This window comes from Rohdeia mirabilis (assembly GCA_007750655.1).
Lineage (GTDB): Bacteria > Planctomycetota > UBA1135 > UBA1135.
In genome coordinates, this window is sequence record CP036290.1 from 4,840,502 (window position 1) to 4,856,970 (window position 16,469).

Sequence of the window (16,469 nt, forward strand, 5' to 3'; positions counted from 1 at the left end):
GTGGTGCGTTCGCGAGGGGGTCCCGGGGAGTGGGATCAGTTGGAGTCGGAGGAGGTCGAATCTTCGGTGTCGGTGCCGTCGGCGACCGCGTCGGCCGCGGCGTCGGCATCGCCCAGAACCTCGGTGATCGAGTAGAGGGGGATGTCCTGGCCGTCGATGCTGAGGAACGTCAGGCCCTCGGCGAGGCGGACGGATTCGACCGTCCCCGTTCCGCTCGTGCCCAGGTCGGGGTCCGACCAGGTGACGTCCTTGCCGATGAGGGCGGAACTCTCCGACAGCTGCGACAACAGTGCGTTCGACTGCTGGAGCAGAACCATCGTCGTCAGGTTCTCGTTCATCTGCTCCATCTGCTCGAGCGAGGAGAACTGAGCGAGCTGTGCCGACAGCTCCTCCCCACCCTTCGGTTCGAGAGGATCCTGGTTCTGCATCTGCGTCACCAGGAGTTGCATGAAGGCGTCACGGTCGAGGTTGGCGTCGCCCTTCGTCGTGATCTGACTGGCTGCGGAGTCCGCGTAGATGCCGTCGATGTCCATCGGTTCGGTTGGGTAGGGGTGTGCGGTGGGACGAGCGGCGGTCAAGCCAGCGTGTCCACGCTTCGATCGGTGAGCGTGTTCGGTCGGAACCAGACGCTCGCCGTCGTGTGTTCGTCGGCGTCGCTCGCGTTCGTTCGAGCACGCGCTTCGGAGCGCCCGCCGTCGGAGCCGTCGCGGCGACCGTTCGGGTCGGGCGCGTCCTGGGACACGTCGAGGCGCGTCACGTCCAGGCCGGCCCGTTCGAGACTCGCGCGCAGTTCGGGCAGGTGGCGCTCGAGGGCCTGGTAGGTCTCGGGTGCTTCCACTCGCAGGTGTGCGACCAGGCCGTCGCCCTCGAGCGCGATGCGCACGTCGACGCGACCGAGATCGATCGGCGTCAGAGCGATGGAGATGCGGCGCATGCCGGGGTGGATCGCGACGCGGATCTGATCGAGCGCCTGGGCGGCGCGGTCGTTGAGTTGGGCGAGGCGAGCCGTGGCGGCCGCGTCGGTCGGAACGGGAGCCGTGCGCGCGGCGGCGTCGGCGCGCAGGGCGTCGGTGCCGTTCGGTCCGCGCTCGCTCGTGGTCGTCGCTCGGCCGTCGACCGAACGGTCCGCGCGGGTGTCGAGGAGCACCTCGGCGCCGTCGTCCGCCAGCGCCTCGCCGTCGAGGCCGGGGTCGGGCTCGCCACCGGTTCCGGTCGACGGTTGGCCCGGTTGGATCCCGGACGCGCCCTGGATCGAGGCGGCGGCGACTCCGGGCAAGGTCGGTGTCTTCGAGGCCTCCGCGCGGGCCCCGCGGTCGCCGACGGCCACGTTGCCGACGGCCGGAGGAGCCACGGACGCGGCGGCGCTGGCCCCCGCGGCGTCGACGCCCTCGGCGACCGTGCCAGCGCCGACGGGTCGCTCGTCGACGATGGCGGAAGGAGCGCCGGGGACGCCGCTGGCCTCGTCTTCGGCTTCGTCGTCGCGGGTCGGGCGGTCCGCAGCGGCGGAGGGGTCAGGACCCCCCTCCCCCGCGGCCTGGACGCCCTCTTCGGCCCCCTGGTGCACCCCGACGGACACCTTCGAGTCGTCGGCGTCCGAGCGATCCGGTCGATCCGGACCGTCCGCCTCGTCGCGGTCGCGCTCCACCTCGGTGCGCGAGCGGCGGCGTTCGCCGGCTTCCTCGAGGCGCCTCGAGAAGGCCTGGGACTCGTCCTGGGACGCTCCGACGGCCCCCGTCCGACCGCGGTTGGCGGCCGAACGGAGGTTGGCGGAACGGTCCGTGCCGACCGATCCGTCACCCGCAGGGATGAGCGTCTGGGAACTCGTCATGCCCCCCGTGGACGCAAGCCGGGTGCCAACTCCCGAGGGAGCCCCCAACACGGCTACTCAGCTGGACTTGCAGCGTTCGCCCCCTCCTGGCCGCCCCCGTGTGGCCGAGCACTGTCTTCGCACCTGCGGAACAACTTTGCGGAACCCGTGGGTAGCTTCTTCCGCCTCAAGACTGCGGGAGTCTCGTCGTCACCCCACGGTGGCCGGACTCCGGGTAGTCTTTTGCGGTTTCCTTGGCCCCATCCACGGGGTCGAGCGCCCCGAAGGGCTGCTCTCGAGCGTCGTCGGCCCCCGCCAACCGGGCCGACCGGGCGCGATCGATCCCTCCGAGCTCCACCGCGGCGACCACCGGCCCTCCCATCCCGGTCTCGGCCCGCCGCGGCTCCGTTCCTCACCTCTTCAGCACCACTTCGATGAATCGCTGCACACTCCTTCTGGCGCCCTTCGCCCTCGCTGCCTTCGCAGCCCCGGGTCTGGCCCAGAGTCAGGTGAAGGCCGTCGCCGTCGACCCCGTCGACTCCGCGCGCGTCTGGACCCTGAACCGCGACAACAACTCCGTCGCGCTCGTCGACACGACCTCCGGCACGCTGCTGTCCGAGATCACCGTCGGCGTCTGGCCCCGCAGCCTGGCGTTCACGCCGGACGGCGCCCACCTCCTGGTGGTCAACCAGCGCGGCAACGTGCCGATCGAGACGAACTTCGTGACGCCGTTCAACGGCTCCGAGGTCCGCGGCAGCATCAGCGTCATCGACACGGCCACGAAGACGGTCGTCGACACCCTCGTCGACGTGGGCACCGAGCCCTACGGCATCACGCTCGCTCCGAACGGGAAGTACTTCCTCGTCTCGGCCCAGCGCTCCGGCGAGATGATCGTGCTCGACTCGACCACGTTCGCCGAGATCACGCGCCTCGCGTACGACTGGGACCTCAACTTCATCGCGCCGGGCAAGACGGTCGCCGATCTCGACGAGGACCTCGACGGCATCCCGGACCTCGGCACGCCGCGCGGCTTCTCCATCACCGCCGACTCGACCCAGGCGTTCGTCACGCACCTGCGTTCGCCGTGGATCTCGGTCCTCGACATCACGCTCGACGGCGCCGGCGTTCCGACGGCCATCGCCCTGGACTCCAAGATCCAGCAGGACGACTACCCGTTCCACCCGCTGAACAACCCGGTCCCGGTCCAGATCATCAAGAGTCAGGGCACGCCGCGCTTCAGCACGGACGTCGCCCTGTCGCCGGACGGCCGCCTGGCGGTGGTCCCCCAGCAGCTCGCCAACGCGAACCACGACGTCGGTCACGACTTCGGTCCGGGCCTCGACGGTGACTTCGCGAACCGGATCTACCCGTCGCTGACGATCCTCGACGTCCAGAACAAGAGCTTCGGCCAGCCCGGTGACAAGTCGGGCCGCCTGCACCACGAGCTCGCCGACACGGACACCCCGGCCGAGTACGTGCCCCTGGGCGTGAACCAGAACGGCCGCACCACGACGGGCATCGCGACCCTCGGCGGCGTCGGCAACCCGGTCCTCGGCGGCACCGCGCGCCTGCGCGTCACCGGTGCCTCGCCGAGCGCGACCGTGGTCGCCTGGTTCGGCGACGTGCTCCCGGCTCCGTTCACCGCGCCGGGCGTGATGGACGGCTCGCAGCTGATCGGCTTCACGGGCCCGATCACCCTCACCGGCCTCGGCGACGGGGTTCGCGGCGGCAACTTCCCGATCGGCACCGCGCCGGTCCTCGCCGGAACGGTCGTCAACGTCCAGGCCGCGATCATCGAGCCCGGCCAGCCGATCGCGCTGACCAACGCTCTGCAGGTCGTCCTCGGAACCGAGGGCTACGAGACAGGCAAGATGGGTCGCCGCGCCGGCCTTCCGAGCAAGGCGCTCTTCAACAGCACCGGCGATCGCGTCCTCATGCTGAACCGCGGCTCCGAGGACGTCTTCCTCTTCGAGCGGCGCGCCGGCGGACTGCGTCTGATGTCGGTCTTCCCGCCCCGCTACGACTTCGAAGAGCGCGCCGGCCTCGACACGACGACGCCGATGGGCGACCTGCCGCTCGGCTGGGTGATGCAGCCCGACGCCAGCACCACCAACGACGACGCCCTGCTCTACATCCAGAACGAAGTCACGCGCACCCTCTCGGTGATCCGCGTCGACTTCCGCACGGGTGTCATGACCAAGGAGCGTTCGCAGATCGCGACGCACACCGGTCCGGACCTCAAGACGCTCAGCGAGCGCAAGGGTCAGGAGATCTTCGAGGACGCTTCCCGTCCGCAGACCACCGGCAAGTTCAACAACTCGTGCGCCTCGTGCCACTACGAAGGTGGCGAGGACGGCATCGTCTGGCAGCGTCTCGACGGCCCGCGCAGCACGATGCCCGTGTACGGCGGTCCGCTGGCGACCGGTCTCTTGCTCTGGAAGGGCACGCGCATCAACTTCGGTGAGACCGGCCCGATGTTCGGTGGCGAGAACGGCGGGCACGGCATCTTCACCGACGCCGAGCAGATGAACCTGAACGACTACCACCACGTCATTCCGGTGCCGCTCAACCCGCACATCGACGCGACGACGGGCGACCTGACCGCGGATGCCGCGATCGGACGCGACCTGTTCTTCGGTTCGAACGACACCGGCACCAACCCCCTGGGTCGGACCGCCGGTTGTGCGACGTGTCACCCGGACCAGTCGGGAGCGAGCGACGTTCGCGGCTACACGGCCGACTTCCTCAACCCGCAGCTGACCGACACGCTCGACTTCGGATTCGTCGTGGACAACAACTGCTTCAGCCTGCGCGAGAACATCGTCAGCCTGAACGTCCGCAACATCAACTCGGGTGTGAACGTGGACGAGAACGACGACATGGTGCCGGACAACGACCGGAACCTGGACGGCTACTCGGACCTCGAGGGCTACACCCCGCTGTACCCGGACACCGCGTCCGACTTCACGCGTGACGACCCGAACAGCTACCCCTGCCTCGAGGATCCCTTCGATCCGCAGAGCCCGCTGCGCGTGTTCGCCCGCGGCGACCAGCTGTTCTCGATCCCGACGAAGCTCGGTGCCAGTTCGACCGGCCCGTACATGCACGACCACTCGCTGATCTCGATGCGCCACATCATCGATCCTGAGAGCCAGATGTTCGATGCGCAGTACGGCGACGCGGGCTACCCGACCACCTTCAAGTGGTACAACGAGTTCCACGACCTGCGCGGTCACGAAGACATCGTCACGAACATCTCGAAGGTCAAGCTCGGCCTGCAGTCCACCGACGTGGACGACGACATCGAGAAGATCCTGGCGTTCATCACGAGCCTGTGAGCTCGACGACCCCGCGATAGACCGCCGGTCGCGCTCAAAGGCGTGATCGGCCCGCGCCGCCCCCGGGCGACGCACCCAGTGAGAAGCCCCCGCCGACCTCGAGTCGACGGGGGCTTCTCGCGTCGATGGCGCGTGGTCGCGTATCGCCCGCGAACGCGAGCGCCGTTAGCGCACCAACATGTCGTGCCGCGCCGTCAGTGATCGACGTGCGATCGAACCCACGAGCGCTTGAAGGCGGAGCACCTGCCCCACGGCCCCCGGAGTACCGGGAACCTGGAGCGTGCCGCGTCCCGCTCCGTCGGCACCGACCTCGACCACGGCGTAGACCGTGGCGAAGCTCGGATCGAGCCCCAGGAGGCCGAACTCGTGAAGCGAGATCGGGGTCGACAGAGGCGCGAACGAACCGAACAGGACGGCGAGTTCACCCACTGCACCACGGATCCCGAACGGCACGACGCTACCGATCCGCGCGCGAGTCGGCGCAGTGAGAGCGGGGGCGCGGCGCCAGCTCAGACCGCGAGGATTCGAGATGTCCTGCGCCGACACGTCGTCCTGGTACACGACGCGCGTCTCGGCCGGTTGGTCGATCGAACCACTCCCGTCGAGATCCTGCATGACCAAGATCCGGTCGGGCGACTGCGACTCGGCGACGAGCAGTTCGCCCGCGCCGGTGGGTTGAACGGTCCAGATGGTGCTGGAGCCGCTCGCGACCCAGTACATGTCCAGTTCGGCGGTGTTGTCGATCCCGCCGTCGCCGTTCTGGTCGCGCATCCTCCAGATCACGTCGTTGCCCGAGTCGGCGATGTAGACGGTGCCGTCGGGCGCCACGCCGAAGTCCCACATGAAGGCGTTTCCGGGCAGGAATGGCGGAGTGAAGTACACGTCGAACTCGGCCGAGTACGGGTCGATCACGCCGTCGCCGTTCAGGTCGCTGAGGCGATAGAGGCCCTTGGCGACGATGCCGGTGGCTCCGCCTTCGAGATAGAGCAGGTCACCGTCGGGGAGGATGTCGATCGAGTTGGGGATGACGTCGCCGACGCTCCCGAACGAGTCGGGTTCGAAGTAGACGCGCGCTTCGCCCAGGTCGTTCGCGTCACCGTCGCCGTTCAGATCCTCGAGGAGGAGCACCTGATCCGTGCCGCCTGAACCGTTGTCGGCGTCGGCGACGAGGACGCGACCGTCGGCATCGAGAGCGATGGCGTTCGGCGACTCCATCGCGATCCCGGACAGGTTCACGCTGGGATCGCCGTCGAAGAAGACCGTGTGCTCGCCCGGTCCGTGCGCCGTGCCGTCCCCGTCGAGGTCGACGAGCGCGATGATCAGGTCGGACGACGTGTCACTGATGAAGACGACTCCGCTGCGAGCGACCGCGACGGAGTTGTTGTTGCCGAGGGCGATCGAACCGAGCGCCTCGTCGTAGAACGCGACGACTTCGTCGGGGTCGTGGAAGTCGCCGTCGAGGTTCCGGTCGGACAGGCGCCAGACCGTGTCGGAGCCCGAGTCGGTGACGTAGCAGTCGAGTGTCGGACCTTCGAAGATCGAGGTGGCTGTGAAGTCCTGGGCGCTGGCGATGCCCGATGTGGAGAGGAGCAGCGCTCCGGTGAGTGTTAGGCGCATGGAGGTTCGGTGTCGGTCGGTGTTCGTTCTGGGGTGGGCCAGCGGCGGCCCCCGTCTCCCTGCAATTGAGACGCAGTCTCAATAGAATGTCCACGCCCGCGCCGAGTTCACATGCCAAGTCCCGCCGAGAAGCGGAGTTCCATCCGCCGGTCACGCCCAGCTCCACGACGCGGGATCTACTCCGTCTGCTCGATCAGGCGCACGGAGTGGGCAGGGATCCACAGGACGGACCCCGATCCCCTCTCGACGCCGACCCACTCCCGCCCGATCCCCCGGAGCGTGCCCTCGTGTCGCCACTCGGTCGAGGCGTTGCCGTAGGTGACGACGACACTCGAGCCCAGGGGCGGACCGACGACCGCATCACGGGCCTCGCTGTTCGTGATCGAGTTGCCGCAGCCGGTGAGAGCGAGCGCCGTGGCGAGAGCAGCAGTGGAGAGGAGCGTGTGCTTCATGGTGGGTGGGGTCGCGGGGTCGCGGGGTCCAGACATTGGACCAGCGTGCCGTACACCGACGCCCGCTGCGTCGACTGGTCACCGTCAGGGAGCGCTAGGTGCGCTCGCGAACCTCGCTCGTCCCGTCGGGGCGCCCGATGACGAGCACGTGGGCGAGTCCCACGAAGAGCCCCGATTCGACCACGCCGGGCAGGGAGGCCAGTTCGCGCTCGAGGCCGGCCGGGTCGCTGATGCCGCCCGGCACGTGGCAGTCGAGGATCGCGTTCCCGTTGTCCGTGCGGTAGCCGCCGGCCGGTGTCTCGGCGCCGCGCAGACTCGGCTCGAGCCCCAGGTGGCGCAGGGTGCGCTCGATCACCGGCACCGCGAACGGCACGACTTCGACCGGCAGGCGGAAGGTCGTGCCGAGGCGCTCGACCACCTTGGCCGGATCGACGACGACCACTTCGCGCGCCGTCAGTCGCGCGACGACTTTCTCGCGCAACAGCGCGCCGCCACCGCCCTTGATCATCGCGAACTGGCCGTCGATCTCGTCGGCACCGTCGACGGTGACGTCGATCGACTCGACCTCGGCCAGCGTGGCGAGCGGGATGCCCAACTCGCGGGCGATCGCGGCCGTGGCTTCCGAGGTCGGCACGCCGCGCACGACGAGCCCTTCGGCGCGGATGCGCTCCGCCAGCCCGTCCAGGAAGGGCCGCACGGTGCTGCCCGTGCCGAGCCCGAGCGTCATGCCGTCCTCGACGAACCCCACGGCCCGTCGTCCGGCCGCCTGCTTGGCGCGCGCGATGTCGTCCATGGCGGCGAGGGTAGCACCCGGAGCCCGTGGCCCGCGCCGCGCTAGATTGATCGGTACGGCGTCAGGCACGCAGCTGCCACCTGCCGCCGACGACGCGGCGAATCGCAGCGTCTCGGCGCGGCAGGTGGCAGCTGCGTGCCTGACGCCGTACCGATCAATCCTCGGTTTCGTGCCGCGCTCCGACGGGTACCGGCGTTCATGGGTCGAACCGCTCGCCCCGACTCGACGCTCGCCGCCATGACGCAGACCCCGACCATCTCCGCCGAACGCCTCCTCCAGCACGAAGCCTTCGTCCGGGCCGTCGCCCGTGGCCTTCTGGGCAACGACGACCGCGTCCACGACGTCGTGCAAGAGACCTGGGTGCGCGCGCTGCGCAACCCGCCGCGCCGCACGACGATGCTGCGGGCCTGGCTCGGTCGCGTCGCCCGAAACCTCGCGCTCGACACTCGCCGGTCGAGCGCTCGTTCGCGGCAACGCGAGGTCGACGTCGCTCGGTCCGAAGCCGTCGAGTCCGTCGCGCGCACGCACGAACGGCTCTCGGCGCAGCGCGAAGTCGTCGACGCGGTCCTCGCGCTCGACGAGCCGTACGCGTCCGTCGTCCTGCTGCGCTACTACGACGAGCTCTCGACCGAGGAGATCGGCCAGCGGCTCGGGCGCTCCGCCGCCACCGTCAGGTCCCAGCTCAGTCGCGCTCACGAACAACTGCGCGGCCGCCTGGACAACGAGTTCGAGGGGGGACGCAGTGCCTGGGCAGGGCTGTTGCTCGCCGCACCGGATTCGAAGGCGACAGCGACGACGGTGTCCGCACCGAGCACCGCCGCCCTGGCCACGGTCGGCGTCGTGATCGTCGGCCTGGGGGCGGTCGTCCTCGTGAAAGGCCTCGCGGCCGAACCGACTCGAAGCACCGAAGTGCTGCACGGACTGCTGGTACCGAACACGCCACAGCCCGTGCACTCGGCGCCGCTGCTCGCCGCCGGTGCAGCGACGGACACCGCCAGCGAGCGCCGCAGTGTCGAGCAGGACGACGCGCCCGTTCCGACGGACGTGCAACTCACAGCCGCGTCGCTCTCCGATCTGCTGCGCTACGCCGTCCTCACCCAGCGCGCGATCGGCGACGTCTTGCTGACGCCCGATCCGGCTACGGTGGCGTCGGCGGGCGGACTGCTCGCCCTGCCGAACACGGGCATCGCGCGCCTGTTGGACGGCTCGGTGTCGGAGAACCTGCTGACGATGCGGGGCGGCGGCGCGTACTTCTCGTTCACGACCGAGCAGCACAGCTACGACGCCTCGCCGGACCTGTCGTTCCGAGGCGGTGCGTTCCGCTCCGGCTTCGCGGGCCACGACTTCGGCATCCTCCTCGAACTCGGCGACGTGGGGCTCGAGAGCCTCGTACCGGGCGAACGGGGTGCGCCGAACTGGCTCGCCCCCGATGCGGTCGAGCGCTGGAAGCTGATCTGGGCCGACTACACGCTCGAGGACGCCGCGCACGGTTCGGACTTCCGGGCGATCGAGCGCACGCTCCCGCAGTCGTTCAAGCCAAAGAAGGTCGGTACGTCGTACCTCTTGCGCAGCTTCAAGCCCCACGAGGCCGACCACGTAGTCGCGTTCCGCGTCGAAGCACTCGACAACCACGGCTGCACGCTGACCTGGCGGACGCTCGATGCGCGCGCCACCCCCGGCGAGTGGCGCGGTTCGTACACGCCCTCGCGCCACCCCGCTCTGGACGAGGTCGTTCCCGCCTGGTTGACGGCCATGGACCTCGCCGGCCTCGAGGGCTTCATCGCGTCGCTCCGCGCGATCGCCCGCGAGCGACTGTTCGAAGTGCCGGCCGCCCTCCGTGAGCACTATCTCGCGGCCCTCGGGCCCGACGACACGAGTTTCGCACCGTCGACAGGCTTCGCGCGGATCCTCCAACGCGGCGAGTGGGACGCGCTGGTTCCGGAGACGGACTTCGGCGCCTACTACTCGTTCGTCCGGTGCAGCAACTCCTGGGACGACGTGCCGGAGCTCGGCCTCGAACAAGACCTGCTCTGGAGCGGGTTGTCAGGGCGCAGCATCGGCCTGATCGTCGACCTGGGCATCGTCCCGTTCGCCGAGCTGGGTGCGGTCATGGGCGGTGCGGAACCCGCCCACATCACAGAAGCGGCGCGCGAGGCGCTCGCCTTCCTGCACCTGGTACAGCTCGCTCCGCGGGACCCCGAGACGGGCCGATACGTCTCACCCGAGGATCAAGAGCGCATCCAGGCGTTCGAGTTGGACCTCGGCACCTCGGCCCTCGTCGGCCACACCTACGCCATGCGCTCCGCCGTCTCGGGCAGTCACGACCACCTCGTCGTCTTCACCCTCATCGGCGAGGACGAGTCGGGCTACTCGCTGGCGTGGCGGATCGTGCAGACCTGGCCCGCGCCGCGCTAGATTGATCGGTACGGCGTCAGGCACGCAGCTGCCACCTGCCGCGCCGAGACGCTGCGATTCGCCGCGTCGTCGGGGGCAGGTGGCAGCTGCGTGCCTGACGCCGTACCGATCAATCCTGCTCGAGGAAGGCCAGCGCCTTCTCCACGCTCAAGAGCGGCTGTGGCGCCTGGCGAATGACCTCCATCGTCACGGGGTCGACGATCACGAACGTCGGCTGAGTCAGAGTGCCCGTCATCTCGAGTTGGACGGCCTTCGTGGCGTCGTCGTCGGTGTGGTAGCGGGCTTCGACGTAGTTGGAGAGTGCAGCGGCGACCGCCGGCTGCGGGAACACGGAGAGTTCCACTTGGCGACACACCACTCATATGTGGCCGGTGAAGTTGATCAACAGTCCGCGTCCGAGTTCCTGCGCCTTCTGCGCCGCGGCCTCGAGGTCGTCGACGATCACGACAGGGCCGCTCTCCTTCAGGTCACCGAAGCTCGTCGCTCCATCGCCGCCCTGTGACAGGGCTCGCTTGATCGACTCCAACGTGCGCTCGATCTCGTCGATCTTCGGGTTGTTGACCACGCGGTTCGAGTACGGCGGAGCGAGCGCGGTCATCGCGCCCCCCAACTGGTTGCCCATGGCGCCATAACCGAAGTACGCAGCCAGCACGGCGAACGCCGACGCCACCGCCATGCGCCCCGGCCCGATCTCGCCCGACTCGCCCTTCACCTTGATGAAGCCGAACAGGAACGCGGCCGTGATCAGGGCGAGCATGGCCCACATCCACAGGAACAGCTCACGGGGCAGGATCCCCCAGTTCCAGGCCAGATCGACGTTCGAGAAGAACTTGAGCGCAGCGGCGATCTCGACGAAGCCGAGGGCGATCTTCACCGTGTTCATCCAGGCGCCCGCCTTCGGCATGGTCGAGACGCGCCCGGGCACCAGACTCAGCAGCACGAACGGCGTCGCCAGCGTCAGACCGAAGACGAACATGCCCAGCAACACACGCGTACCGCCCTGTTGGGCCGCCGTGCCGAGGATCGAGCCGACGAACGGGCCCGTGCACGTGAACGACGTCACGACCAGCAGCGCGCCCATCATGAACAGGCCGCCGATGCCGCCCTTGCCCTGAGCCTTGCCGACCAGCCCCATCGCCCACTGGGGCGGGTTCAGGTTGATCGCTCCGAACAGCACGAGCGCGAAGTAGAGGAACATCACCCCGATCGCGAGGTTGAAGCCGCCACTGACCGCGAACCGGATGATCGCCGAGCCCGCGTCCCCCTTCGCCAGCCCCAGAGCGTCGGCGAAGACGTCGAACAACAGAACGATCAGGCCGATGCTGGTGAACATCCCGACGATGCCGCCGCCGTAGACCAGCGCCAGCGGCCAGACGTGCCCGTTGCGCGCCTCGGCCTGCTTGGTGAAGTACGAGATCGTGATCGGGATCATCGGGTACGTGCACGGCATGACGAGCGCGAACAACCCGCCGCCGATGGCGAGCAGGAGCAGCTGCAGCAGTCCGTCGCCCTCCTCGTCGCCCGTTCCGTCGCCACCCTCGGCGGGCTCGGCGGGCTCGACGACTCCCTTCTCGATCGCGGGCGCCGTCAATCCCAACTCGACGTAGGTCGCAGCTTCCCGCGTCGCCAGATCCAGCGGCCAGTTCGCGTACAGCGCGTCCCAGTCCGCGCCCGCGAAGAGCGCGTCGATCTCGGCGTCACCGGCTCCGTCGCCTTCGCTGGACAGGTCCTCGTGGTAGGTCACGCAGCCCTTCTCGTCGCACGTCTGACCTTCGATCGTGATCGCGATGTCGTCGGGTCCCGGCGCGCGCGCGTCCTGCGCGACCGTCCCGGTGACGTAGGCCGCGAACGTGCCGTGGTGCGCCCAGACGAACGCGTCCGCGCCATCCGCACCAAGACCCTTCTGCGGCTCGGCCTCGGGCTCGGGGAACACCACGTCGTTCCAACGCACGGCGGCCGCCTCGAGCGTCACCACCGTCGGCTGTGCGATGCCCGGCCCGACGAAGGGGTGGTAGAGGTGCGAGCCCTCGTCGACCTCGAACACGAACACGCCGTGGATCTGGTCGCCGACGACGCGGTGGTAGAACTCGGCGTGGGCGTTGTTGCTCGAACCACCGAGACCACCGAAGTTGCTGCCGCCGGGCGTGAACGGCTTGGGCGCCTTCGCGGCCGGCGCCTCCTGCACGGCGGCGGGCGTCGGGGCTCCGTCACCGCGCGCCGCCGCGATGCCAGCGGCCAGCACCTCGTCCGGATCGGCGCCCGCGGTGTTCACCGCCCGCATCACCTCGGACTCGAGCGCCGCCAGCGGGTACGGCCAACCGGTGTACAGCCCCTCCCAGTCCGTGTCCGCGAAGAGCGCGTCGACCACCTCGTCGCCGGCTCCATCGCCCTCGCTCTCGTACCCGTCCTCCCAGGTCACGCAGCCGTTCACGTCGCAGACCTGGCCTTCGAGCTCGTAGGTCACGTCGCTCGCGTCCAGTGCTTCCGCTCCAGCCGCGTCGTCGAAGGTGCCCGTCGCCAGCACGTGGAACGTGCCGTGGTGCCCCCAGACGAAGGTGTCCGGCATGGCCTTCGACCCGAGACCCTTCTGCACCTCGACGTCGGGTACGGGGAAGACCGCGTCGCCGAACGTCACGCCGGGAGCGGTGAACGTCACCTGGGTCGGCAGCGCGAAGCCGGGTCCGGCCACCGGGTGGTAGACGTGGAAGCCGTCGTCCACGTCGACCTCGAGGATCACGCGCACCTCGCCGTCCACGACCCGGTGGAAGAGCTCGGTGCCGACCGGGACCTGGACGCTGGCGGTCCAGTGGGTCGGCTCGATCACGGCGCTCGGCTCGGACCCGAGGGCCAGGGCGGACGCGACGAAAGTGGCGAAGGCGGTCGCGGCGAGGGCCGGACGCGCCCACGTGGTCGAGGGGCTCATGCGAATCGGGGTGGGCGGACGGCGTGGCACGCGCGCGGGCGTGAACCCGTTACTGTAGCGCTGAGAGGTGGAGGGCCTACGAGTCGCGTCGCGCGTCCGTGGAAGCCCCGCTGCAAATGACCAGAAGCACAGCGATCGGACTCCCCCTGGCGGCGCTCGTGGCCACGGCACTCGGCGCCTTCCTCGGTCCTCGGTCGGGCGCCGTCTATGCGCCCGGACCCGGTGACGTGACCCCTCCGGCCGCCCGTTCGCAAGAAGACCCGGGCGGAACACAGGATGGAGAGTCCGAGGATCCGACCGACGCCATCCGCGATCCGGTGCTGCGCGCCAAGGCCAAACGGGTCGCCGCGCTCTCCGCAGGCTTGCCGGGTGCCTGGCGCCTGACCGAGATGCGGCCCGCGCCGCCCGCCCAGCCGCCGGTGCGCGTGAGCGGAATCCTGGTGGTCACCGAGCACGTGCTGTCGCTGATCGCCCACGGAGTCAGCGACGCGTCACTGACCGGCGAGACGCGCGAGTTGGTGCAAGCCGGCGCCCACTACTGGCGCATCGGGACGTTCGAGACGCTCGAGATGGCGGCCGTGATGGGTCACGACAACTTCGACGGCGACCTGGTCGCGGAGCCGCGCCTCGAGCCGCGCGAGTACGAGATCTCGCTGATGGCGAATCGGCTGACGCTGAGCCGCCGCGACGGAGCGCGCCTCGTGTTCGAGCGCTTCGACGTGAACAGCTTCCCGCCCGAGGCCGCGCGCTTCGTCGACGCCCTGCGTTCGGGGCGCGACCCGGCCGACCTGCGGCGCTGAGGCGCGAGAGCGAGCGGCCGCACGACCTACGGGCGTCACTCGCTATGCGCCGGTCCGAGCACGTCGCGCACCGATGTCGCGCGCGCGTCACGGGGCCGAGCGCGGCGGAGCGGAACGCACGGCCCGCGCGGCGCGGCGTGGTTCGAAGCTGCGGTGCGTGGCGACGGCCTTCGGAAGGCACGGCTCGAGTCGCGGCGCTCGATCCGCACGGCACCGATCCCTCCGCACCGGTCGTTCCGCACCGATCGCTCGGGCCCTCGCGACCGACACCGTTCGGACCGTGCCGCGCCGACGCGCGCGACCGTCAGGAGCGCGCGTCGCCGGACACGCTGCGATCGCGCTCGGCGAAGGCCGCCAGCACGCGCGCCAGTTCGGGCGCGGCCGGGCAGGCGTGTACGCTGGCGGACAGCGCGGCCGACAGACCGGTGCCGCGGTCGAGCTCGCTGTTCACGCGCTCGATCAGTCGCCAACCGTCGGATCCCGCGGGCCCCTTGACGAGCACCACTTCGAGTTCGCGGTCGCCGTCCTCGTCGTAGACCACGTCGAGGCTGAAGCGCCCGCGTTCCGTCTCCGCCACGAGCCGCAGCGCCGGAGCGATCGTGTACGCGGGAGACTCGCGCACCACGTCCGACCGCGTTCCCCAGCTCGCCGGCGAATCGGGCTCGCCGGCCGCGTGGGACGTCGAGCTGCGCCCCCAGGAGAACGCGTTCCCATGGTCGTCGGCGCGCGGAGCGACTCCGGAGTCCGACGTGCCCCAGGCGTCCTGGCGGTGGCTGCTCGGTCCGTCGTGGTCCCGTGAGCTGCCGTTCGAGCCCCTTCCTTCCTGCACGCTTCCGAACTCGCCATATCCAGGATCGCCGTACCCGTGCAGCCCCTCGCCGCGATCGGCGCGGAAGCGAGCCGGTTCGAGCTCGTCCGGTGTGCGTCGTTCGAAAGCCGCGGCGCGCGGCTCGATGCAGCGCACGCACTGCAGGTCGCGCTCGTCGGCCACGCGCTGGAAGATGCGCGCGTCGTGGTTGGGTCCGACGGTCAACTCGATCTCGACGACGCCCTCGAACGCCCGTTGGCACTCGAGCTGGACGCGCAGCTGGTCGGTCAGCGCGGGGGGCACGTCGACGTCGGACGCGACGAGGCCTTCGCCGAGTCCACTCGCGACGAGCAGTCCGCCGCTCGACCACGAGCTGGTGCACAGACCGTGGCGACGCGGCAGGCCCTTGCGCGCCCACAGCGTCTCGCCGAAGCGCGGGAACACGCCGCGTTCGTTGCCGAGTTCGACGCTGGCGCGGTGCGCGTGGTCGTCGATGCACAGGGCGAGTCGACGCGCCTGGAGCGCCGCCGCTTCGCTGCCCGGGTCGATGCCGAGGCGTTCGAGCGCGAGCCCGAGCCCGCCCATCCCGATGCCGATGCGACGCCAGGCGAGGTCGACGTCGGGTGCGCGACCGGAGCCACCGTGCACGTCGAGCAGTCCGTCGAACAGACGCACGGCGCGCAGGACGGCGGCGCGCAGCTCGACCCAGTCGACGGCGCCACCGGGGCGACCGCCGGCGCGCGGACCGAACGCCGAGCGCGGCCCGGGCACGACGAAAGCCGCCAGGTTGATCCAGCCGTGCACGAACGGCGGGCCGTCGACACCGACGGCGGCGGCGCGCAGGGCCGGGTGGATCCAGCGCGCGCGGTCGGTGACGACGATGCCGGACGAGCGCGGGCCCGCCGGACGTGCCAAGAGTTCGGCGAGACCGTCGGCGCCGACCGGTCGGAGCTGGCTCGGACCGCCGCCGTGGAGCGCGGCCGTGGCCCAGGGCGCGTGCCCGTCGAACGCGGACGACGCGGCGCGCACGACGACGTGCCCCGGCAGGACGACGCGGCCGAGGGCCAGGTCGTCGAACCAGCTGCGTGCTGCGCTCGAGCGATCGACCTCGTGGATGGACGCGTCCCAGACGGTGCGCCACAGGACGTCGGCCACGTCGTCGCCCAACGGGTGCTGGGCGGACGAGCGACTCGAACGAGTTGCGGACTCGCCCGTGCGGTGCGCGGCGTTCTCGGACGTCCCCCAGGCTCCGGTCGTGACCTGCGCGTCGCCCCACGCCGTTCGGGTCTCGTGCGCGTCGGAGCGGTGCACGTTCCCCGACGTGTCACCCCCCGACGCCTCACGCCCGAGCGTGTGGCCGTTCCGCCGTCCGTTCGAAGCCCCGTTGGCCGAGAGCGCGAAGCGCGCCCATCCTTCGAGGTCGATGGCTCGTCCAGCGGTCGGTAGTTCGGGCGCGTGAACGGGATCCATCGGTCGGCACAGTGTGCACCGAACATGGCCATCCCACCAGAGGCAC

The 16,469-nt window shown here is 70.0% G+C and carries 11 protein-coding genes; 3 read left to right on the forward strand and 8 right to left on the reverse strand.

Going from position 1 to position 16,469, the window contains the following annotated elements; translation table 11 throughout:
* Positions 1-35: 35 nt before the first annotated feature.
* Together Pla163_RS18090 and Pla163_RS18095 are read right to left on the reverse strand one after the other, a co-directional pair.
* Positions 36-533, reverse strand: a complete 498-nt coding sequence (locus Pla163_RS18090; protein ID WP_145192024.1) for a flagellar hook assembly protein FlgD — start codon at positions 531-533, stop codon at positions 36-38.
* A 41-nt stretch (positions 534-574) separates the two neighbouring features.
* A complete protein-coding gene (locus Pla163_RS18095; RefSeq protein WP_145192027.1) occupies positions 575-1,828 on the reverse strand; it encodes a flagellar hook-length control protein FliK in 1,254 nt (417 codons plus the stop codon).
* Between the two features lie 413 nt (positions 1,829-2,241).
* Between Pla163_RS18095 and Pla163_RS18100 the strand changes: the two genes are divergently transcribed.
* The gene (locus Pla163_RS18100) at positions 2,242-5,145 is read left to right on the forward strand and encodes a YncE family protein (protein ID WP_145192030.1); all 2,904 of its coding nucleotides are present in this window, start codon (positions 2,242-2,244) and stop codon (positions 5,143-5,145) included.
* Positions 5,146-5,310: 165 nt separating this feature from the next.
* Here Pla163_RS18100 and Pla163_RS18105 read toward each other — a convergent pair whose 3' ends face one another.
* From Pla163_RS18105 to rpiA, 3 genes are all read right to left on the reverse strand, one after another.
* Positions 5,311-6,762 (reverse strand): NHL repeat-containing protein, encoded by a 1,452-nt coding sequence (locus Pla163_RS18105; protein ID WP_145192033.1) that lies wholly within the window; start codon positions 6,760-6,762, stop codon positions 5,311-5,313.
* A gap of 176 nt (positions 6,763-6,938) precedes the next feature.
* Positions 6,939-7,214 carry a hypothetical protein gene (locus tag Pla163_RS18110; protein WP_145192036.1) on the reverse strand — a complete coding sequence of 92 codons (276 nt, stop codon included), beginning with the start codon at positions 7,212-7,214 and terminating at the stop codon, positions 6,939-6,941.
* A gap of 94 nt (positions 7,215-7,308) precedes the next feature.
* On the reverse strand, positions 7,309-8,007 hold the full coding sequence (rpiA, locus tag Pla163_RS18115) for a ribose-5-phosphate isomerase RpiA (protein ID WP_145192040.1): 699 nt from the start codon (positions 8,005-8,007) through the stop codon (positions 7,309-7,311).
* Positions 8,008-8,244: 237 nt separating this feature from the next.
* Between rpiA and Pla163_RS18120 the strand changes: the two genes are divergently transcribed.
* Positions 8,245-10,422, forward strand: coding sequence for an RNA polymerase sigma factor (locus tag Pla163_RS18120; protein ID WP_419186119.1), 2,178 nt, complete (start codon positions 8,245-8,247; stop codon positions 10,420-10,422).
* Between the two features lie 109 nt (positions 10,423-10,531).
* Here the strand turns inward: Pla163_RS18120 and Pla163_RS18125 are convergent, their stop codons facing one another.
* Together Pla163_RS18125 and Pla163_RS18130 are read right to left on the reverse strand one after the other, a co-directional pair.
* Entirely contained in the window at positions 10,532-10,765 is a 234-nt protein-coding gene (locus tag Pla163_RS18125; RefSeq protein ID WP_145192046.1) for a hypothetical protein, read from the reverse strand.
* A gap of 15 nt (positions 10,766-10,780) precedes the next feature.
* Positions 10,781-13,345: a protein-disulfide reductase DsbD family protein gene (locus Pla163_RS18130; RefSeq protein WP_145192049.1), complete on the reverse strand. Its 2,565-nt coding sequence runs from the start codon at positions 13,343-13,345 to the stop codon at positions 10,781-10,783.
* 116 nt (positions 13,346-13,461) lie between these two features.
* Between Pla163_RS18130 and Pla163_RS18135 the strand changes: the two genes are divergently transcribed.
* Positions 13,462-14,145, forward strand: coding sequence for a hypothetical protein (locus tag Pla163_RS18135; protein WP_145192052.1), 684 nt, complete (start codon positions 13,462-13,464; stop codon positions 14,143-14,145).
* Positions 14,146-14,449: 304 nt separating this feature from the next.
* Here Pla163_RS18135 and Pla163_RS18140 read toward each other — a convergent pair whose 3' ends face one another.
* Complete coding sequence (locus Pla163_RS18140; protein ID WP_145192055.1) at positions 14,450-16,423, reverse strand: hypothetical protein; 1,974 nt, start codon at positions 16,421-16,423, stop codon at positions 14,450-14,452.
* Positions 16,424-16,469: the final 46 nt, after the last annotated feature.